Annotated in this window: 20 protein-coding genes; 13 read left to right on the forward strand and 7 right to left on the reverse strand. The window is 43.1% G+C overall.

What is annotated here, in order from left to right; genetic code table 11:
- Nucleotides 1–193 precede the first annotated feature (193 nt).
- The 5 genes from K5Q29_RS05540 to K5Q29_RS05555 all read right to left on the reverse strand — a co-directional run bounded on the left by K5Q29_RS05540 (nt 194) and on the right by K5Q29_RS05555 (nt 4,873).
- A complete protein-coding gene (locus K5Q29_RS05540) occupies nt 194–580 on the reverse strand; it encodes a DUF6176 family protein (RefSeq protein WP_105139563.1) in 387 nt (128 codons plus the stop codon).
- A 48-nt stretch (nt 581–628) separates the two neighbouring features.
- Entirely contained in the window at nt 629–2,344 is a 1,716-nt protein-coding gene (gene ilvD, locus K5Q29_RS05545) for a dihydroxy-acid dehydratase (protein WP_105139562.1), read from the reverse strand.
- A gap of 160 nt (nt 2,345–2,504) precedes the next feature.
- Nucleotides 2,505–2,921, reverse strand: coding sequence for a hypothetical protein (locus tag K5Q29_RS10700; RefSeq protein WP_105139561.1), 417 nt, complete (start codon nt 2,919–2,921; stop codon nt 2,505–2,507).
- Nucleotides 2,896–3,834, reverse strand: coding sequence for a phosphodiester glycosidase family protein (locus tag K5Q29_RS05550; protein WP_205032680.1), 939 nt, complete (start codon nt 3,832–3,834; stop codon nt 2,896–2,898). The genes K5Q29_RS10700 and K5Q29_RS05550 overlap by 26 nt, the downstream gene beginning before the upstream one ends.
- A complete protein-coding gene (locus tag K5Q29_RS05555) occupies nt 3,821–4,873 on the reverse strand; it encodes a bifunctional glycosyltransferase family 2/GtrA family protein (protein ID WP_205032681.1) in 1,053 nt (350 codons plus the stop codon). Before K5Q29_RS05555 ends, K5Q29_RS05550 begins: the two co-directional genes overlap by 14 nt.
- A gap of 225 nt (nt 4,874–5,098) precedes the next feature.
- Between K5Q29_RS05555 and K5Q29_RS05560 the strand changes: the two genes are divergently transcribed.
- The 6 genes from K5Q29_RS05560 to K5Q29_RS05585 all read left to right on the forward strand — a co-directional run bounded on the left by K5Q29_RS05560 (nt 5,099) and on the right by K5Q29_RS05585 (nt 11,184).
- Nucleotides 5,099–6,802 (forward strand): acetolactate synthase large subunit, encoded by a 1,704-nt coding sequence (locus K5Q29_RS05560; protein ID WP_105139558.1) that lies wholly within the window; start codon nt 5,099–5,101, stop codon nt 6,800–6,802.
- Entirely contained in the window at nt 6,795–7,271 is a 477-nt protein-coding gene (ilvN, locus tag K5Q29_RS05565; protein WP_024412902.1) for an acetolactate synthase small subunit, read from the forward strand. The genes K5Q29_RS05560 and ilvN overlap by 8 nt, the downstream gene beginning before the upstream one ends.
- Nucleotides 7,272–7,409: 138 nt before the next feature.
- The gene (ilvC, locus tag K5Q29_RS05570; protein ID WP_009910803.1) at nt 7,410–8,432 is read left to right on the forward strand and encodes a ketol-acid reductoisomerase; all 1,023 of its coding nucleotides are present in this window, start codon (nt 7,410–7,412) and stop codon (nt 8,430–8,432) included.
- A 294-nt stretch (nt 8,433–8,726) separates the two neighbouring features.
- A complete protein-coding gene (gene ilvA, locus K5Q29_RS05575) occupies nt 8,727–9,977 on the forward strand; it encodes a threonine ammonia-lyase IlvA (RefSeq protein ID WP_002937416.1) in 1,251 nt (416 codons plus the stop codon).
- 9 nt (nt 9,978–9,986) lie between these two features.
- Complete coding sequence (locus K5Q29_RS05580) at nt 9,987–10,889, forward strand: SPFH domain-containing protein (protein ID WP_002942264.1); 903 nt, start codon at nt 9,987–9,989, stop codon at nt 10,887–10,889.
- An 85-nt stretch (nt 10,890–10,974) separates the two neighbouring features.
- Nucleotides 10,975–11,184: a hypothetical protein gene (locus K5Q29_RS05585; protein ID WP_009910800.1), complete on the forward strand. Its 210-nt coding sequence runs from the start codon at nt 10,975–10,977 to the stop codon at nt 11,182–11,184.
- A gap of 123 nt (nt 11,185–11,307) precedes the next feature.
- Here K5Q29_RS05585 and K5Q29_RS05590 read toward each other — a convergent pair whose 3' ends face one another.
- Complete coding sequence (locus K5Q29_RS05590; RefSeq protein WP_012775335.1) at nt 11,308–12,051, reverse strand: amino acid ABC transporter ATP-binding protein; 744 nt, start codon at nt 12,049–12,051, stop codon at nt 11,308–11,310.
- Nucleotides 12,044–13,609, reverse strand: coding sequence for an ABC transporter substrate-binding protein/permease (locus K5Q29_RS05595; RefSeq protein ID WP_024393418.1), 1,566 nt, complete (start codon nt 13,607–13,609; stop codon nt 12,044–12,046). Before K5Q29_RS05595 ends, K5Q29_RS05590 begins: the two co-directional genes overlap by 8 nt.
- 126 nt (nt 13,610–13,735) lie before the next feature.
- Here K5Q29_RS05595 and K5Q29_RS05600 point away from each other — a divergent pair, with 126 nt between their 5' ends.
- From K5Q29_RS05600 to sufU, 7 genes are all read left to right on the forward strand, one after another.
- Nucleotides 13,736–14,572 carry an undecaprenyl-diphosphate phosphatase gene (locus tag K5Q29_RS05600; protein ID WP_014638628.1) on the forward strand — a complete coding sequence of 279 codons (837 nt, stop codon included), beginning with the start codon at nt 13,736–13,738 and terminating at the stop codon, nt 14,570–14,572.
- Between the two features lie 127 nt (nt 14,573–14,699).
- Entirely contained in the window at nt 14,700–15,422 is a 723-nt protein-coding gene (mecA, locus tag K5Q29_RS05605; RefSeq protein ID WP_002938171.1) for an adaptor protein MecA, read from the forward strand.
- Nucleotides 15,419–16,591, forward strand: a complete 1,173-nt coding sequence (locus K5Q29_RS05610; RefSeq protein WP_024414291.1) for a glycosyltransferase family 4 protein — start codon at nt 15,419–15,421, stop codon at nt 16,589–16,591. Before mecA ends, K5Q29_RS05610 begins: the two co-directional genes overlap by 4 nt.
- A gap of 395 nt (nt 16,592–16,986) precedes the next feature.
- On the forward strand, nt 16,987–17,760 hold the full coding sequence (gene sufC / locus K5Q29_RS05615; RefSeq protein ID WP_002938165.1) for a Fe-S cluster assembly ATPase SufC: 774 nt from the start codon (nt 16,987–16,989) through the stop codon (nt 17,758–17,760).
- 16 nt (nt 17,761–17,776) lie between these two features.
- Nucleotides 17,777–19,039, forward strand: coding sequence for a Fe-S cluster assembly protein SufD (gene sufD, locus K5Q29_RS05620; protein WP_105139564.1), 1,263 nt, complete (start codon nt 17,777–17,779; stop codon nt 19,037–19,039).
- A gap of 3 nt (nt 19,040–19,042) precedes the next feature.
- Nucleotides 19,043–20,266: a cysteine desulfurase gene (locus K5Q29_RS05625; protein WP_221877044.1), complete on the forward strand. Its 1,224-nt coding sequence runs from the start codon at nt 19,043–19,045 to the stop codon at nt 20,264–20,266.
- Nucleotides 20,253–20,693, forward strand: coding sequence for a Fe-S cluster assembly sulfur transfer protein SufU (gene sufU, locus K5Q29_RS05630; RefSeq protein WP_105115869.1), 441 nt, complete (start codon nt 20,253–20,255; stop codon nt 20,691–20,693). The genes K5Q29_RS05625 and sufU overlap by 14 nt, the downstream gene beginning before the upstream one ends.
- Nucleotides 20,694–20,727: the final 34 nt, after the last annotated feature.

Consider the following 20,727-nt stretch of genomic DNA (forward strand, 5'->3'; position numbering starts at 1 on the left):
TAAACTGTAACTGGTTTTAGCCATTTCTTTTTCCTCCTTTATCTAACCTGAACAATTAGATTATAACAGGAAAAAGAAATGGAAGCTCAAAGCCTTGGCAGCCACCAGCATAGCTGGTGGTTTTCTTGTTTTTCTCTTCGAGAAAAACTGGCTCGAAGCCATAATAAAAAGAAAATGAGTTGCATGAAGCAGCTCATTTTTTAAATGTTTTATCGTATTGTCTATCTAGTTCTTCCATGGTTTCATAAACAGGTTTGGGAATCATGACAACTTGCGGAGCCAAATCTACCATACTGTAGCTTGGGTCGATGCATTCTTCCCAGTATTCTAAATGTTTTTTGTCGATATAGGATTCTGAATCTTCGACTTCAATCCCTCCTTCGGCTTGGACAGAGTACCAGTAGAGGTATTCGCGGCCGTCCAGTACTTCACGGAAGATGGTTTCGACATACATTTTCTCTCCTTCAAGAGTCAGAAGAGTGTCTTCCATGTGCTCGTTGAGAAAGGCCATCCATTCATCTACTTTGGCAGTTTTCCCTTCTTTGACTCGAAAGCGGGAGAGTTCGACGTTTAGTTTCATTTTTCTCCTTTTGGAAAACCCTGCCGCGAGGACAGGGTCGTTGAGTTCTTATTTTTTCCCCGTACGTTCTGGTCTCCAGAAGTCGGTAACGGCTCCTTTAGAGGCAGAGGATACGGTATGGGCATATTTGCCGAGAACACCACGAGAGTAGAGTGGTGGAATGACAGTTGTTTTCTTGCGTTCTTCGATTTCTTGGTCAGAAACGTGCATGGTGATTTCTTTGGTATCTTGGTCAACCGTCACCAAATCACCTGTACGGAGGTAGGCAATTGGACCACCATCCTGAGCTTCAGGTGCGATGTGTCCAACGACCAGTCCATAGGTACCACCAGAGAAACGACCGTCTGTTAGAAGGGCTACCTTGTCACCTTGGCCTTTTCCGACAATCATGGAAGAAAGGGACAGCATTTCAGGCATACCAGGACCGCCTTTTGGTCCAACATAGCGGACAACGACTACATCGCCATCTACAATTTCGTCAGTCAAGACTGCTTCGATCGCTTCTTCTTCAGAATCAAAGACCTTGGCTGGACCTGTATGGTTGCGGACTTTCACACCAGAAACCTTGGCAACGGCACCTTCAGGAGCAAGGTTACCTTTGAGGATGATGAGTGGGCCATCTGCACGTTTTGGATTTTCAAGTGGCATGATGACATCTTGACCTGGAGTCAAGTCTGCAAAATTCTCTAGGTTTTCAGCAACGGTTTTACCTGTACATGTGATGCGGTCGCCATGAAGGAAGCCGTTTTTGAGCAAGTATTTCATAACAGCAGGGACACCGCCGACATTATAGAGGTCTTGGAAAACATATTTACCAGATGGTTTGAGGTCTGCCAAGTGAGGCACACGCTCTTGGAAATCGTTGAAATCTTCCAGTGTTAATTCAACATTAGCAGCATGGGCGATGGCTAGAAGATGGAGCGTAGCGTTGGTTGAGCCCCCCAGAGCCATTGTGACTGTAATAGCATCTTCAAAGGCTTCACGAGTCATAATGTCAGATGGTTTGATGCCAAGTTCTAGCATGCGTACAACAGCACGACCAGCTTCTTCAATATCAGCCTTCTTCTCAGGAGATTCAGCAGGGTGAGAAGAAGATCCAGGAATAGACATGCCCATTACCTCAATGGCAGTAGCCATGGTATTGGCAGTATACATACCACCACAACCACCAGGTCCAGGACAGGCATTACACTCAATCTGACGAACTTCTTCAGCAGTTAAGTCGCCATTGTTCCATTTTCCGATTCCTTCGAAGACAGAAACCAAGTCAATATCTTTACCATTGAGGTTTCCTGGTGCGATGGTTCCACCGTAGGCAAATACGGCAGGAATGTCCATATTGGCGATAGCAATCATAGAGCCAGGCATGTTTTTATCGCAGCCACCGATTGCGACAAAGGCATCCACGTTGTGCCCTCCCATAGCTGCCTCAATAGAGTCGGCTATGATGTCACGGGAAGTCAAGGAGAAGCGCATACCAGGTGTTCCCATGGCGATTCCGTCTGCAACGGTGATGGTACCGTATTGGACAGGCCAGGCACCTGCTTCTTTTACCCCTTCTTTGGCTAATTTTCCAAAGTCATGAAGGTGGATGTTACAAGGTGTATTTTCAGCCCATGTCGAAATAACCCCAACAATGGGCTTTTCAAAGCTATCATCGGTCATTCCTGTTGCGCGAAGCATGGCACGGTTGGGTGACTTGACCATCGAATCGTAGACAGAACTACGATGACGGAGGTTTTTAAGTTTGTTTGTATCGGTCATAATTTTCTTCTCCCTATCTTATTTTACCCATTATATCATAGATATGAAAGAAACGATAAAAGATTTGATGAATAATTGGAAATTTCCGAATTTTTCAACAATTCATTCTACAGTAAAAGGCACCTAAGAATTTTAAGTGCCCTTATCATTTATTTGTAGATTAAGTGGTCGTTTTTCGACGATTGTTTGCGGATGGATTGATGAAAAAAACGACTAAGGATAGAACTAGGAAGGCTGCGCCGATGTACCAATAAGGTTGATCTAAGGTAGTTGAACGTCCAGATAGGTTGATAATGCCTCGGAGAAGACAACCAGCTGTAATAGTTGCAACGCCAGAATTCCACAAATTATAGGAGAGACGTGAAAGAGTAGGTATAAGTTGCAGCAGACCGAGTAGCACAGCTCCGCCTATTAATGGTACACAGAACATATAATGCATAAAGACAGAGACTTCGCCATAGCTGAGACTTTCATAGATTCGACTGAAAATAAACAGGAAAGCTGTTATTGCTAAGTAGGAGATAAATGTTCTTGAAACTCTTGTAGTTGAATTAGTAACCGATGTAGACAATGTCACTTACCGCCCTTTCTGAGATAGTATTTCCATTTGTTGTTGGGTTGTTAACAACTTGACCGTTGAAGTAAAGAGTAGATGAACCACCGCCATCAAGGTTGTAGGCAGTTTGAGCACCATATTGTTTCATAACTTCTGCCAATTGATAGAGAGAGAGTCCTTCGCTTTCAGACGTACGTCCATCTGCTACGACGATGATATAATGATTTTCATCGATAATCCCGATAGCAGAACGAGGGTTGGATGACATTGCACGTCCGACTTCTGTTGAAGTATCAACGACAATTTCGCCGTTTTCGACCAATGATGGACCAAATGCTAAGAGGTTGACAACGCCCTTGTCAATCAATTCTTGGGCGGTAATCTCATTTTCATAAATGACCTCAAACGAGCCGTCTGCGTAGATGGCCAAGTCGCCATAAGATGCATTGTCCCGAACGGTGTCTCGATACAGAACCCCATTCTTAATAACATAACCAGTTGAGTTGGCCCCGTAGTAGTCACCATTAACCGCTAGAATGGCATTGTTTGCTGCCGCTGTTTCTGAGGTTTTAGCTGTTACGTTTGTGCCGTAAGTGTTTTGTGCAAGTGCTGTTTTTAAATACTCGGGTGAGCTGACTTGAATATCTGCGACGTAAACAGTTGTGTTATTGGTAGTAATCGTCTCTAAATTTATCTGAATATTATCGTCAGAGTAACTAGTATCAGTAGTAGATACATTGGTTGCTGTTGTGGCAGTGGTGGAAGACGAAGCTGTGGTCGTATTCTGAACGCTCGTAGAAGCAGCATTGCTTGCTGAGACGGCTGTTATCGCTTCAGAAATGACGAAGGTTTTTAACATGGAGTAAGTAAAGCCTCCTGTCAAAAGCATTCCGAAGATGGATGCGTAGGCAAAGGGTTTTTTAAGCAATTTCATGGGAAAATGATTTCCTTTCTTTAAAAATAATATTCTTTTGAACAAACCAAGAAGCTAGGAAAAGGAAGATACCAACTGCAAGTTTGACAATGTAGAGGTTGAGTTCTAGAATTTGGTGGAAGAGATAGAGGAGGGCTGTATCGCAAAGGAAGAGGACAAAGGCTAGTGTAAAGTAGCCTGCGCCTGTTCGTGCGATGCTCTCTTCATTGTTAAAGACTAATTTCTTATTAAGTGCAAAATTGCAGGTAGCGCTACAAATGCGAGCAATCGTGTTTGCGACCAATAAGCGTACAGCAGTTGGTAAGCTAGTGAGTAGCAATAAGGCAAGTGCATATACTCCGTAGTCAACTAGAAATCCACCAAAAGATGTCAGGGCAAATTTGAAGAGATTTTTGTAAACGAGCAGCCCATCTTTTATGGGACGAAAATGCGAACTGGCATTATCATCGATATAAATAGTTTGAATTGGAACTTCCGTAATTTTATAGCGTTGACTTGCCTGAGTTAACATGTTCATCTCGTACTCATAGCGGTCGCCTTCAATATCTAACATGAATGGAATTAAGTCAGTATGGAATCCACGCAAGCCTGTTTGTGTATCGGACACATTGACACCAGTTTGCAGTCTAAACAATACTCTGGTTAGTTTGTTACCAAATCGGCTACGGAGCGGGATGTCCTTAGTAAATTGACGGACGCCAAGGATGAGGCGGCTTGGTAGATTCATGGCGGCGCGTGCGACACGGTCAATATCATTTACAGCGTGTTGACCATCTGCGTCAGCAGTTACGATAACACCTGGTTTTCTCAAATCTTGGATGAAACTAAAGGCTGTTCGCAAGGCTTGGCCTTTTCCTTTATTGACATCATGGTGTAGAACAATCGCATAGGTTTTGGCGATTTCAAGAATATTTTTGGATGCGCCAGTACTACCATCATCTACAACGATGACCTGACAATTTAGCCTGTTTTTCATTATTTCTAATAGTTGGATTAATTTTTCATCTGGCTGGTAAGCCGGTATCACTACATAATACATATCCTAAACCTCATTTATTTTTCTTGTTAGGACTACTATACTGAAGTTTTCTAAAAGCAAGCTGAAACCAAGCCGGTCAAGGGATTTGCTTAAGTTTTGCTTAAGAAAATGTTAGGAAATAGTTAAGAAAACGAACAAATGTAGGAATTTTCAGAAAATTCCTTGACATTCTACTTCCTTGTGATATTATAGTAGATAACAAATTTGCAGAGAGGAGGAATATTCGTGCAAGAAATTCAACTAGACCAACCGCGTTCGGGGTCCTATCTCATTTTAGACACCCTGCATCAACTAGGAGTAGACCTTGTTTTTGGTTATCCTGGTGGGGCAGTTTTGCCTCTATATGATGCTATCTATCAATATGAGGGAATCCAGCATATTTTGGCTCGTCATGAACAAGGAGCGGTCCACGAGGCCGAAGGATACGCTAAATCATCAGGAAAGGTGGGCGTAGCCATTGTAACCTCTGGGCCAGGAGCTACCAATGCCATTACTGGAATTGCGGACGCAATGGGTGATAGTGTTCCTCTTTTAGTTTTTACTGGTCAAGTCGCAACACGTGGTATCGGTAAAGATGCTTTTCAGGAAGCAGATGTCTTGGGGATGACAATGCCGATTACCAAGTACAATTACCAAATTCGGGATACGGCAGATATTCCTAGAGTCATTACAGAAGCTCTCCATATTGCAACAACGGGGAGACCGGGTCCCGTTGTTATTGATGTTCCAAAAGACATCCAAGAAAGAGTTGTTGATTTTTATCATGACCCAACTCTACACCTACCAAGTTATCAGCCAACGATTGAACCAAATGGTTTGCAGGTTAAGAAAATTTTGAAACAGCTTAGCCAAGCTCAAAAACCAGTTATATTGGCTGGTGGTGGTGTCAATTATGCAGATGCCAATAAAGAATTAGTTGCCTTTGCAGAGCGCTACCGTATTCCAGTAGTTTCAACCCTCCTTGGATTAGGTGCAATGCCCATTGAGCATGAATTATCCTTGGCTATGGGGGGGATGCACGGTTCATACGCTGCCAATATGGCTATGGATCAGGCTGATTACATTATCAATATTGGAGCGCGATTCGATGACCGCCTAACAGGAAATCCAACAACCTATGCGCCAAATGCGACGGTAGCACATATTGATATTGATCCCGCAGAAATTGGTAAAGTTGTCAAAACGGCTATTCCAGTAGTGGGCGATGCTAAGGCAACCTTGAAAGCTCTACTTGCTTTAGAAACAGTCGAAACAGGCTATGCTGATTGGACGGCACAAGTATTGGAAAACAAACGTCGGGCGCCATTTTGGTATGATGAAGATGAAAAGGTTATTAAGCCACAGGCGGCAATTGAATTAATTGGTCAGTTGACGCAAGGGGAGGCCATTGTCGTGACAGATGTTGGTCAGCATCAAATGTGGGCTGCCCAATTCTACCCCTACAAACATGCACGTCAACTTGTAACATCTGGTGGCATGGGGACCATGGGCTTTGGTATTCCTGCAGCTATCGGCGCCAAATTAGCCAATCCAGATAAAGAAGTAATCATCTTTGTTGGTGATGGTGGCTTCCAAATGACCAACCAAGAATTGGCTATTTTGAATGGCTATGGTGTACCGATTAAGGTTGTATTGATCAATAACCACTCTCTTGGAATGGTTCGTCAATGGCAGGAATCCTTCTATGAAAAGCGTCGTAGCCAATCTGTATTTGACGATGAACCGAATTTCCAATTGTTGGCAGAAGCTTATGGCATTAGTCATTATAGTTTTGACAATCCAGCGACTCTAAGTGAAGACATGAAAGTTATCTTAGAAGATAAACCAATGCTCATAGAGGTTCATATTTCTAATCGTGAACATGTTCAACCGATGGTGCCAGCAGGTAAGAGCAATGCAGAAATGTTGGGGGTGAAGTTCAATGCGTAGAATGTTAACAGCTAAATTACGAAATTCATCAGGCGTCCTTAACCGCTTTACGGGTATTCTATCTCGTCGCCAAATCAATATTGAGTCCATCTCCGTCGGCCCAACAGAAGTAGATGGCATCTCACGTGTGACGGTAATTGTAGACGTGGCCAGTCACGATGAGGTCGAACAAATCATCAAGCAGCTGAACCGCTTGATTGATGTGGTTCGAGTACGTGACTTAACGGACATACCCCACTTAGAGCGTGAGGTGATTCTTGTCAAAATTTCAGCTCCGCCAACAAAACGAGCAGAAATTTTAGCGATTATCCAACCCTTTAGAGCAAATGTTGTCGATGTGGCACCTCACTCTATTACCATCCAAATGACAGGTGACGGAGATAAGATTGACGCCCTCCTGCGCGTGATTCAGCCTTACGGCATTAAGAATATCGCAAGAACGGGTGCGACTGGCTTTAGTAGAGACTGATTCTCTTCGATAATCAATCCTATACTGCGTTGACTTGGCTTGATGAACGTTAGTTCTATCTTCGTCTACATCGCCTAGTCTAGCCTTCGTTTTCTTTGAACATCCAAAATTACAAATAAAAATAGAAAAGAGAATCTTATGACAGTAACAATGCAATATGAAAAAGATGTAACAGTAGCAGCACTTGACGGTAAACGTATCGCCGTTATCGGTTATGGTTCACAAGGTCATGCCCATGCCCAAAACTTGCGTGATACAGGACACGATGTCATCATCGGTGTGCGTGCAGGTAAATCATTTGATAAGGCAAAAGAAGACGGTTTTGAAACTTTTGAAGTAGCAGAAGCAGCAAAACAAGCTGATGTTATCATGATTTTAGCTCCAGACGAAATCCAAGCAGACCTTTACAATGAAGAAATCGCTCCAAACTTGGAAGCGGGCAATGCCCTTGGTTTTGCCCATGGTTTCAACGTTCACTTTGAATTTATCAAGGTACCAGCAGATGTGGATGTCTTCATGTGTGCACCAAAAGGTCCAGGTCACTTGGTCCGCCGTACCTTTGAAGAAGGTTTTGGAGTACCAGCCCTCTATGCTGTTTACCAAGATGCAACTGGCAATGCAAAACATATTGCGATGGACTGGGCAAAAGGTGTTGGTTCAGCCCGTGTTGGTCTTTTGGAAACAACTTTCAAGGAAGAAACGGAAGAAGATTTGTTTGGGGAGCAAGCTGTTCTCTGCGGTGGTTTGACAGCCCTTATGCAGGCAGGTTTTGAAGTCTTGACAGAAGCAGGTTATGCACCAGAATTGGCTTATTTCGAAGTTCTCCACGAGATGAAACTTATCGTTGACCTTGTCTACGAAGGTGGCTTTAAGAAAATGCGCCAATCTATCTCAAACACTGCTGAATTCGGTGACTATGTATCAGGCCCACGTGTCATTACAGACCAAGTCAAAGAAAATATGAAGGCAGTCCTTGCAGATATTCAATCTGGTAAATTTGCAAATGACTTTGTAAATGACTATAAAGCAGGCCGTCCACGTATGGAAGCTTATCGTAAAGAAGCAGAGAATCTTGAAATCGAAAAAGTAGGTGCAGAACTCCGCAAAGCAATGCCATTTGTCGGACGCAATGATGACGACGCATTCAAAATCTATAATTAAACACTATCAAGGTAGATAGGGTGATAGTCAGCTTTACTTTGAGTGATGGCAATACATTTAAGGTTTGAGTTGGCAGATGAGGGGATGTCATTCCTTTTTTCCCCTATCTCCGAAAATGAATAAAAGAGCTGGTTTTCCCAGCTCTTTTGCCCATTTTGTTCATAAATAGACCTTTACAAAATTAAACATTCGTTTTCTGTTGAACAACATGCTAGTAGCTTGAATATAAGTCTAATTGCTAGGATTTTTCAGGGAATATTGGTACAATAAATATAGAAAGAAATTAATGGAACTATGATTACAGCAAAAAATGTAGAACAAGCATACTCCGTTCTTAAGCGCGTGGTAGTACGTACCCCCTTGGATTATAGTCGATACTTGTCGGAAAAATATGGTGCAACTATTTATTTAAAAAGAGAAAATGAACAGCGTGTTCGATCTTTTAAAATTCGAGGAGCCTATTATGCTATTTCACAATTGACAGATGATGAGAAGTCACGCGGAGTGGTCTGTGCTTCGGCCGGAAACCATGCTCAAGGGGTGGCCTACACCTGTCAGGAAATGCAAATTCCTGCTACGATTTTCATGCCCATTACAACTCCGCAACAAAAAATAGGGCAGGTTAAATTTTTCGGAGGAGACTACGTAGAGATTCGGCTCGTAGGTGATACCTTCGATGAGTCAGCCAAGGCAGCACAAGATTATACTCAGGAAAGTGGGAAAACCTTTATAGACCCATTCGATGATGAAAATGTGCAGGCTGGTCAGGGAACAGTAGCTTATGAAATCTTGGAAGAAGCGGAGGAGCAAACCATTAGTTTTGACCAAATTTTAGTTCCCATAGGAGGAGGTGGTCTGGTTGCAGGCGTTTCGGCCTATCTGAAAGAACATGCACCTGAAATTAAGATTGTTGGTGTTGAAGCAAGTGGGGCACGGTCAATGAAAGCGGCTTTTGATAAAGGTCGTCCGGTTAAATTAGACCAAATTGATAAATTTGCTGACGGTATTGCGGTACAGAAAGTTGGTAAGTCGACCTACGAAGTGGCTCGGAAATACGTAGATCGCCTGATTGGTGTGGATGAAGGATGGATTTCTGGGACTATTTTAGACCTCTATTCTAAGCTGGGTATTGTTGCTGAGCCAGCAGGAGCAGCAACGATTGCAGCTCTTGAGGTAGTCAAGGACCAAATCAAGGGGCAAACCATTTGTTGTATCATTTCTGGTGGTAATAACGACATCAACAGGATGCCGGAAATGGAGGAACGTGCGCTTATCTACGAGGGAATTAAACACTACTTTGTTGTTAATTTTCCACAACGTCCAGGGGCTCTTCGTGAATTTGTAAATGATATTCTAGGGCCAAATGATGATATTACTCGTTTTGAATATATCAAACGTGCCAATAAGGGAACAGGGCCGGTTCTAATCGGTATTGCCCTAGGAGATAAAACAGATTATACGCAGTTTATTTCTCGCTTGGAAGAGTTTGATCCCCAGTACATCAATCTTCATGAAAATGATTCGCTTTATAAAATGCTAGTTTAGGAGGTCATTATGGTGCTTGGTCCAATTGTTTTTATTGGTAGTTTCTTGTTCTTTGTACTGATTGCTTTGATTTTGATTGCTTCAGGGCTATACGTTGTCAAGCAGCAGACGGTCGCTATTATTGAGCGCTTTGGGAAATATCAAAAAACATCTACTTCAGGTATTAACTTTAAAATACCATTTGGAGTCGATGTCATCGCAGCCCGCATTCAATTGCGAATGTTGCAAAGTGAAATTGTGGTAGAAACCAAGACGCAGGATAACGTTTTTGTCACAATGAATGTGGCAACTCAATATCGAGTAAATGAAAATAATGTGACGGATGCCTATTACAAGCTCATGCACCCAGAAGCACAGATTAAGTCCTATATTGAAGATGCCCTGCGTTCATCTGTACCTAAATTGACCCTGGATGAGCTCTTCGAGAAAAAGGATGAGATTGCACTTGAGGTACAAAAACAAGTAGCAGAAGAAATGTCAACCTACGGTTATGTTATTGTCAAAACCTTAATTACCAAGGTAGAGCCAGACGCCGAGGTTAAGCAATCTATGAATGAAATTAACGCAGCTCAGCGGAAACGGGTTGCGGCCCAGGAATTGGCAGAAGCTGACAAGATTAAAATTGTCACAGCAGCAGAAGCGGAAGCTGAAAAGGATCGCTTGCATGGTGTAGGTATTGCACAACAACGTAAGGCGATTGTAGACGGACTGGCAGATTCGATTCGTGAACTGAAAGAATCAAATGTTAGCCTATCTGAAGAGCAGATTATGTCTATCTTGCTGACCAACCAATACTTGGATACTCTTAATAATTTTGCACAAGGAGGTAATCAAACTATCTTCCTTCCGGGGAATCCGGAGGGGGTCGAAGACATAAGGACGCAAATACTATCATCTCTTAGGGCAAAATGATGGTAAAAAGCGAACATTTTACTTGACAAAATAGGTTAAAACATATTATACTAAATTGCACGAATAAAAAAGAAAGGGGTTTCTAATGACTAGTTACGAAAAAGTAGCCGCTGTTGTCGGCTGGGTTCGTGAAAAGAAAATCACAGGTTACCGTATCAGTAAGGAAACAAATGCTCGTGAAATGTCAGTTATCGCTCTTGCACAAGGTCGCGCTAAGATTGACAATATTTCATTTGCAACTGCCTTGGGTTTGATTGATTTTTACGACAAAAACCACAAGAAATTTGAAAACTAATCTAAATGGTTTCGTTTAGAGATGTCCAAAAAGAGGAATTTTGCGATTCCTCTTTTTTTAGTCTAAAAAAACTTACCAGCTTTGAAACTGGTAAGTAATAGTCTTCTATGGAACAGATTGAGTTTATCCAAGGAAACGCTGAAGGAATTCACGTGTGCGTTCTTCCTGGGGATTTTCAAAGATTTGCTGTGGGCTGCCTTCTTCGGCGATGACACCCTTATCCATAAAGATGACGCGGTCAGATACGTCACGGGCAAATTCCATTTCGTGAGTTACGATAAGCATCGTCAATCCTGATTTTGCCAAATCTTGCATGGTTTTGAGAACTTCCCCGACCATCTCTGGATCGAGAGCAGAAGTCGGCTCATCAAAGAGGATAACTTCTGGGTCAACAGATAGGGCGCGTGCAATGGCCACACGTTGTTTCTGTCCACCAGAGAGTTGACTTGGTTTGGCTTGCCAGTACTGTTCGGTCATGCCAACCTTGTTGAGGTTTTCCTTGGCGATTTTTTCTGCCTCAGCTCGATCTCGTTTCAGTACCGTAGTTTGTGCTACAATGGCATTTTCCAATACATTTAGATTGTTGAAAAGGTTGAAGGATTGGAATACCATACCTAGTTTTTCACGGTAAGTCGTCAAATCATATCCTTTAGCCAAAACATCTTGTCCGTGGTATAGAATCTGTCCTTCAGTTGGTGTTTCCAAAAGGTTGATAGATCGGAGGAAGGTTGATTTTCCTGAACCAGATGAACCGATGATTGAGATAACCTCGCCCTTTTCAACGCTAATAGAGATGTCTTTGAGGACTTGATTTTGTCCGTATGATTTCTTTAGATTTTTGATTTCAAGAATTACATTTTTAGTCATGTGGCACCTCGACTTGCATTTGGTTTGCACCTGTTGTGTATGTATCTGTATCAAAATGCTTTTCAACTGCGCGTAAGATACGTGTCACAGTAAAGGTTAGAATGAAGTAGATAATAGCAATAACCGTAAAGGTTTGGAAATATTGATAGGTTTGGGTTGCGACAGTATTTCCTGAGAAATAGAGTTCAACAACTGAGATAACGTTCAATACAGAAGTATCTTTGATATTGATGACAAATTCATTACCAGTCGCTGGTAAGATGTTACGAATAACCTGTGGAAGGACAATCTTACGCATGGTCTGATTATGGGTAAATCCGAGAGCAGTCGCAGCTTCAAATTGGCCCTTATCGACGGCAAAGATACCACCGCGGACAATCTCACTCATGTAGGCACCTGTGTTGATGGATACAATGAAGATAGCGGCAAGTGTGCGGTCAAGATTGAGTCCGAATGCTTGGGCGGTACCATAGTAAATAACCATGGATTGTACAATCATCGGCGTACCACGGAAAATTTCGATGTAGATATTGATAATCCAACCGAGTACTTTTTGACCAATAGCAAGCGCCTTATTTGCTGCTTTTGGAGCTGTACGGAAGACACCAATGAGGAGACCGATAGCAGTACCGATAATTGTACCGAGGATGGAAATGAGTAATGTCATCCCAGTTCCGCGCAGAAGTTGTTGCCAGTTGTTAACAACAATATTCCAAACTTGGGCGAAGAAACTAGGTGTTTCGCCTTCGCTGGCTTCTTCAACGGGTTGGTTTTCAATCATATCATCCATAAGTGCGATTTGCTCTTCTTCTGAAATAGTTGCTAAGACTTCGTTGACCTGAGTGATACGAGCGTCATCTTTGCGCATACCGACAGCAATGGTCACGTCTTCGGCATTGGTCTCAAAACTGTCTGCCAATTCAACCATTTTGAAGGCTTTATTTGCCGCTTCTGCTGTACGACCTTCTGGACGTTCAGAAACATAGGCGTCTATAATGCCAGATTCTAAAGCTTGACGGATTTGGGAGAAATCTCCCATGGCAGTCTGTTTGTTAGCCCCTTCAATTTGGTCAATCAAATCATAGAGGTAAACCCCTTGCTGGGCAGTGATTTTTGCGCCAGCAAAATCTGCCAAGCTGGTTGCGTTTGCGTACTGACTATCAGAACGAACAACCAGGGTAGGAATTGAAGTGTAGTAGCTATCTGAGAAGGCGATTTCTTTCTTGCGCTCTTCTGTCGGGCTCATACCGGCGATAATCATATCGATTTTACCCGATGTAAGAGCAGGGACCAACCCTTCCCACTTGGTTTTAACAACCAAGAGTTCTTTGTCCATGGATGCAGCGATTTTTTTTGCAACCTGAACATCATATCCGTTGGCAAATTGATTGGTTCCCTCAATAGGAACGGCACCGTTGCTATCATCTTCTTGGGTCCAGTTAAATGGTGCGTAGGCGGCTTCCATACCGACCCGCAGGTATTCGTCTGCCCGAACCCCTGTTGTTACAGAAAAAACAGCGATTAGGGTCAGCAGAAATATACTGAGTTTACGTTTCATAATGTCTCCTTTAAAATGCTATTACACCATTTTATTAAAAATTCTGACAAATTTCAATATCCTTGTACTATGAATAGGGAGTTTTTTTATGATATAATGTAGAGAATTGATGAAAAGGAGCTTTTTATGCTATTGGAATTGTTGAAGGCTATATTTTTAGGAATCATTGAAGGGGTAACGGAATGGTTGCCAGTTTCTTCAACTGGGCATTTAATTTTGGTTCAAGAGTTCGTGAAATTAAACCAAAGTAAGAACTTCCTAGAAATGTTTAATATTGTCATTCAGCTAGGAGCAATTCTAGCAGTTATGACTATTTACTTTAAAAAATTGAATCCATTCCAGCCTGGAAAAACCAAGCGTGATATTCAATTGACTTGGCAATTATGGGCTAAGGTTGTCATTGCCTGTATTCCGTCCATCCTAATTGCAGTCCCGTTGGATAATTGGTTTGAAGCGCACTTCAATTTTATGGTACCGATTGCGATTGCTTTGATTGTCTACGGTATTGCCTTTATTTGGATTGAGAACCGTAACAGAGGTGTAGAGCCACAGGTGACGGACTTAGCGAAAATGTCGTATAAAACAGCCTTGTTGATTGGGTGTTTCCAGGTCTTAAGTATCGTTCCGGGGACTAGTCGCTCAGGTGCGACCATTCTGGGAGCAATCATTTTGGGGACCAGCCGATCTGTGGCGGCAGATTTTACCTTCTTCCTTGGGATTCCAACCATGTTTGGTTATAGTGGCTTGAAGGCTGTTAAATATTTCTTAGATGGCAATAGCCTGAATATGGAGCAGGTATGGCTCTTGTTAGTCGCTAGTGTGACGGCTTACTTGGTATCCTTAGTTGTTATTCGTTTCTTGACAGACTTTGTTAAAAAACATGATTTCACGGTTTTTGGTTACTACCGCATCATTTTAGGGGCGATTTTATTGGTTTATGCCTTTATCACATTTTTATTTTAAGAGCAGGGAGACCTGCTTTTCTTTTGTCTTTCGAGCTTGGTTTTAGTATAATGGTGGAAGATATGTATGAGTATTGAAAATGATCAATCAATTTTAAGAAATTGATGAATCAATGAATGAGGTAGTTATGAAAGTAAAGCAAATTAGTGATTCAACCTTGAAAATCACTATAAAATTAGATGATTTAGAAGAGAGAGGAATGGAACTTTCGGACTTTCTCATTCCGCAAGAAAAGACAGAGGAGTTCTTCTATACAGTTTTGGATGAATTGGATTTACCAATGACTTTCCGAGAAAGCGGTATGCTGAGTTTTCGTGTGACTCCGAAGCCAGATCGGGTGGACATATTTGTTACCAAATCTGATTTGGATCAGAGCTTGAATTTCGATGAATTTACAGATTTGTCGGAACTTGGTGATGTCGCAAGTATGACTCCAGATGAGTTTTTCAAGAGTTTGGAGCAAACCGTTCGAGAGAAAAGTGCACCGGATGCAACAGCCGTTCGTCATTTGGAAGAGGTAGAGCAAGAGGAAGAAGCAGATGAAGAGGAGCAGGAGCGCTATATTTACTATATTTTGGAATTTCCAACGATAGAGGATCTGTTTACTTTTGTTGGTACGGTTGATTATCCAGTAGAAGAATCGGAATTATATAAAATGGATGGTCACTACTACTTGACCGTTCTTATCAATGTAGAAAATCGTTCCAAGCAGTATCCAGGCTACATTCTCTCAAGAATGTTGGAATTTACCAATGATACTAAGTTGACCAGACCTGCTTTACAAGAACACGGAACTTTGATGCTTCCGCTTGCGGCAATCGAGGAGCTTAGGAAGGTTCCGACAGTATGATTCCTTTTGCTCTAAAATACATAATGGTCATTATTACAACCATGGTCATATCAGCCATTGCGACCCCCTTGGTTCGTTTTATGTCCCTGAGGGTTGGAGCAGTCGATAATCCCAATGCACGGCGGATAAATAAGGTACCCATGCCTTCAGCGGGAGGTCTGGCTATCTTTGTGGCATTTACCATTTCTGTCCTATGGTTTTTACCAGGAATTGTTACCCGTGTCAATTACCATGGCACTTACTTGCATTATATCTGGCCCCTGGTCCTAGCATCCAGCATTATCGTTCTTACGGGATTCATTGATGATGTCAAGGAGCTAAAGCCTGCTCCTAAAATGTTTGGTATTCTAGCTGCAGCGACGATCATTTGGATTTTTACGGAATTTCGTTTTGATAGCTTTAAGATTCCTTTTGGAGGACCTTTCCTTCAATTTCCTGTCTGGCTCTCTTTTCTATTAACGGTCCTTTGGATTGTTTCCATTACGAATGCAGTCAACTTGATTGATGGTCTGGATGGTCTGGTTTCGGGAGTATCGATTATTTCCTTGACAACGATGGGAATTGTGTCTTATTTCTTTTTGCATGATAGCAATATTTTTTTGACCTTAACCATCTTTGTTTTGGTTGCGGCGATTGTAGGATTTTTACCCTATAACTATAATCCCGCCATCATTTATCTTGGCGATACAGGAGCCCTTTTCATTGGGTTTATGATCGGAGTCTTGTCGCTTCAAGGACTGAAAAATTCGACAGCTGTTGCAGTGGTTACTCCGATGATTATTCTTGGAGTGCCTATTACGGATACTGTAGTAGCCATTATTCGTCGAAAATTGTCTGGGCAAAAAATCTATGAAGCAGATAAGATGCATCTGCATCATCGCTTGCTCTCTCTGGGACTTACTCATCGTGGCACAGTATTGGTAATTTACGCCATCTCTTTCTTATTCTCCCTGACCTCTCTTTTGCTCAATGTTTCGAGTCGAATAGGGGGGATTCTCCTATTGGTGACCATGGGACTGGGAATTGAGATTCTCTGTGAATTGATTGGCATCTTTGGTATCAATAGAACTCCGTTGCTCAATCTTCTTCGGTTTATTGGTAATAGTAGTTACCGTCAAGAAAAAATCGCAAAGTATAAAAAGTGCTACGAAGAGAAAAAAAGAAAATAAGAATCTTTCTAAACAAGATAAGAGCCGTCAGGCTCTTTTTTTGATATAATATAGTGGATATGGTTAATTAAAATTGTCAGAAAAGACTATTTTATAGATTAACACTCTCTGAAAATCATCATTAACACGAAAAGAGGCTGGGCTCAAGCCCAGCACCGCTTCTCAAAGTTGGCGTCAATATCTCAGCGCAGTAGTGGTTAACAGCCCAGTGGAGTGAAACAGTCTGGGAATAGACTGTTTCAGCTCAACAACTAGAAATAAAGACTTGTTGACGAACTCTTCTATGAATGGTCGGGTTCTTTCCCACTGCCAAAGTTGAGTCTTATCGGTGTATCTAGTTAGCTTGGTCAGTTAATGTGGTTTTTGAAGAGGACAAAAATGAAAAGGAGCGCAGCATGTCAGTATTAGAAATCAAAGACCTTCATGTGGAAATTGAAGGCAAAGAAATCTTGAAGGGTGTGAATTTGACCCTTAAAACAGGTGAAATTGCAGCCATCATGGGACCGAACGGAACAGGGAAATCCACCCTTTCAGCAGCCATCATGGGCAATCCAAGTTATGAAGTGACCCAAGGTGAGATTCTGTTTGATGGTGTCAATATTTTAGAATTAGAAGTTGATGAACGTGCCCGTATGGGACTCTTCTTGGCTATGCAATACCCGTCAGAAATTCCAGGCATCACCAATGCAGAGTTCCTCCGTGCTGCTATGAATGCTGGTAAGGAAGATGAAGACAAGATTTCTGTTCGTGACTTCATCACTAAGTTGGATGAAAAAATGGAACTCCTCAACATGAAAGAGGAAATGGCAGAGCGCTACCTCAACGAAGGTTTCTCAGGTGGTGAGAAAAAACGCAATGAGATTCTGCAATTGCTCATGTTGGAACCAACTTTTGCCCTTCTTGATGAGATTGACTCAGGTTTGGACATTGATGCGCTTAAAGTCGTGTCAAAAGGAATCAATGCTATGCGTGGGGAAGGCTTCGGTGCCATGATTATCACCCACTACCAACGCTTGCTCAACTACATCACACCAGACGTTGTCCATGTCATGATGGAAGGCCGTGTCGTGCTTTCAGGCGGACCAGAATTGGCGCAACGCTTGGAAAAAGAAGGATATGTCCAAGTTGCAGCTGAGCTTGGCATCGATTACAAAGAAGATGACATTTAAGTCTTTGGAGGAAGCTATGACCAAAGAAAAAATTCAAGAATTTTCAGCCTTGCAGGCAGAACCAACTTGGTTGACAGACCTGCGTCTTAAGGCTTTTGACAAAATAGCAGAGCTGGATTTGCCGGTTATCGAGAGGGTCAAGTTTCACCGTTGGAACCTTGGTGACGGAAGCCTAGCCACAAATGATGAAATCGGGGCTGTTCCAGATTTTACAGCTATCGGTGACAATCCTATGTTGGTCCAAGTTGGTAGCCAAACTGTTCTAGAACAGTTGCCGATTGACCTTGTGGAGAAAGGTGTAGTCTTTACAGACTTCGCATCGGCTATGGACATCATTCCAGATGTGCTTGAAAAATACATCGGCGCTGCCGTAGCCTACGACGAGCACAAATTAGCAGCTTACAACACAGCTTATTTTAACGCAACAGCTGTTCTCTACGTACCAGATAATGTTGAAATCGACCAGCCAGTTGAGGCCCTTTTCTACCAAGACAGCACTAGTCCAGTTGCCTTTAACAAACGTGTCCTCATCATCGCAGGAAAAAATGCCAAGCTTAATTATCTAGAACGTTTTGAAAGTTTAGGCGACGGCACAGCAGTGACTTCAGCCAATATTGTCGTGGAAGTAATTGCTCTTGCTGGTAGCCAAATCAAGTTTGCGGCCATTGACCGCCTTGGTAAGCATTTGGATACCTACCTCAATCGTCGTGGCTATCTCGGAAACGATGCAACGATTGACTGGGCGATTGGTCTGCTCAACGAAGGAAATGTGGTTGCCGATTTGGACAGCGAATTAAAAGGAAACGGCAGTCATGCCAACCTCAAAGTTGTCGGACTGTCATCAGGCCGTCAAGTCCAAGGTGTTGACACCCGTGTGACCAACTATGGTCATAATTCGGTCGGACACATCCTGCAACATGGGGTTATCTTAGAAAGCGGAACCTTGACCTTCAATGGTATCGGACACATTGTTCGTGGTGCTAAAGGTGCAGACGCCCAGCAAGAAAGCCGTGTCCTCATGCTGTCTGACAAGGCTCGCTCCGATGCCAACCCAATTCTCCTCATTGATGAGAACGAGGTCACAGCTGGACACGCAGCCTCAATCGGTCAGGTGGACCCAGAAGACATGTACTACCTCATGAGTCGCGGTTTGGACCGAGCAACTGCTGAACGCTTGGTTGTTCGCGGTTTCCTTGGCGCAGTCATTACCGAAATTCCAGTCAAAGAAGTTCGTGACCAACTGATTGCCGTGATTGAAGAAAAACTAACAAAGAGATAAGATATGGATTTGGAACGCATTCGCAAGGATTTTTCAATCCTAGACCAAGTTGTTAATGATGAGCCGCTGGTCTATTTGGACAATGCGGCGACCACTCAAAAACCGCAGCAGGTACTAGATGTGCTGGCGGATTATTACCAGAAGGACAATGCCAATGTCCACCGTGGCGTTCACACTCTATCTGAGCGGGCGACGGCTCGCTACGAGGCGGCTAGGCAGAAGGTGGCAGATTTTATTCAGGCTAAGTCTAGCAAGGAAATCCTCTTCACCAGAGGAACGACCACCAGTCTTAATTGGGTAGCTCAGTTTGCAAAGGAAATTCTCCAGCTAGACCAGGAAGTGATTATCTCGGTCCAAGAGCACCACTCCAATATCATCCCTTGGCAGCAAGCCTGCCAGCAAACAGGTGCCAAGCTCCGCTATGTGACCCTAAAAGACGGCGAGCTAGACATGGATCACCTGCGGTCGCTACTGTCTTCTAAGACCAAGTTCGTCTCTCTGGCTCATGTGTCCAATGTTCTGGGCAGTGTGGCTCCTATTGGGGAAATAGCAGAGCTGGTGCATGAAGTTGGAGCCTACTTGGTAGTGGACGGAGCCCAATCAGTTCCCCACATGGCCGTCAACGTGCAAGAATTAGACGTGGACTTCTATGCCTTTTCGGGTCATAAAATGTTAGGACCGACAGGAATTGGCGTTCTCTACGGCAAGGAAGAATTGCTCAATCTCATGTCGCCTGTTGAATTCGGCGGTGAAATGATTGACTTTGTCTATGAGCAGTCAGCTACTTGGAAAGAATTGCCTTGGAAGTTTGAAGCTGGAACGCCCAATATTGCAGGTGCGATTGGTCTGGGAGCAGCCGTTGATTACCTGACCGAAATTGGTATGGACGCTATCCAGGCCCACGAGGCAGAACTGGTTGACTATGTCTTTCCAAAATTGCAGGCTATTCCAGGCTTGACCATTTATGGCAGTCAGGACCTGTCCAAGCGGACGGGAGTTATTGCCTTCAACTTGGACGACTTGCATCCACACGATGTGGCAACTGCTCTGGACTATGAAGGTGTTGCTGTGCGGGCTGGCCACCATTGTGCCCAACCGCTTCTCAGATATTTGCAGGTGCCTGCTACTGTACGAGCAAGTTTTTACATCTACAATACCAAGGCTGACTGTGATAAGTTGGTCGAGGCAATCATCAAGACAAAGGAGTTTTTCAATGGCCCTATCTAGATTAGACTCTCTTTATATGGCGGTTGTGTCTGAGCACTCCAAGTCGCCTCGTCACCGCGGAAGTTTGGACGGAGTGGAAAAGTTAGAGCTCCACAACCCAACCTGCGGTGATGTGATTGAACTATCAGTCAAGATTGAAAAAGATGTGATTACCGATATTGCTTTTGACGGAGTTGGCTGCACCATTTCAACCGCATCAGCTTCTATGATGACTGAAGCAGTGCTTGGCAAAGAAATCAGTCAGATTCAAGAACTAGCAGAAATCTTCTCACAAATGGTCCAAGGGCAAGAGGGCACACGCCAGAAGGAACTAGGAGACGCCTCCCTTCTCGCAGGGGTTGCCAAATTTCCCCAACGCATCAAGTGTGCTACACTTCCATGGAATGCCATTAAGAAAGCAATCGAACGAAATGAAAGTGCTGAATGAGCATCAACAAATAAATGAAAACGAAAATCATACA

Origin of the sequence: Streptococcus sp. 2018037, from assembly GCF_019754195.1 — a bacterium.
Lineage (GTDB): Bacteria > Bacillota > Bacilli > Lactobacillales > Streptococcaceae > Streptococcus > Streptococcus hashimotonensis.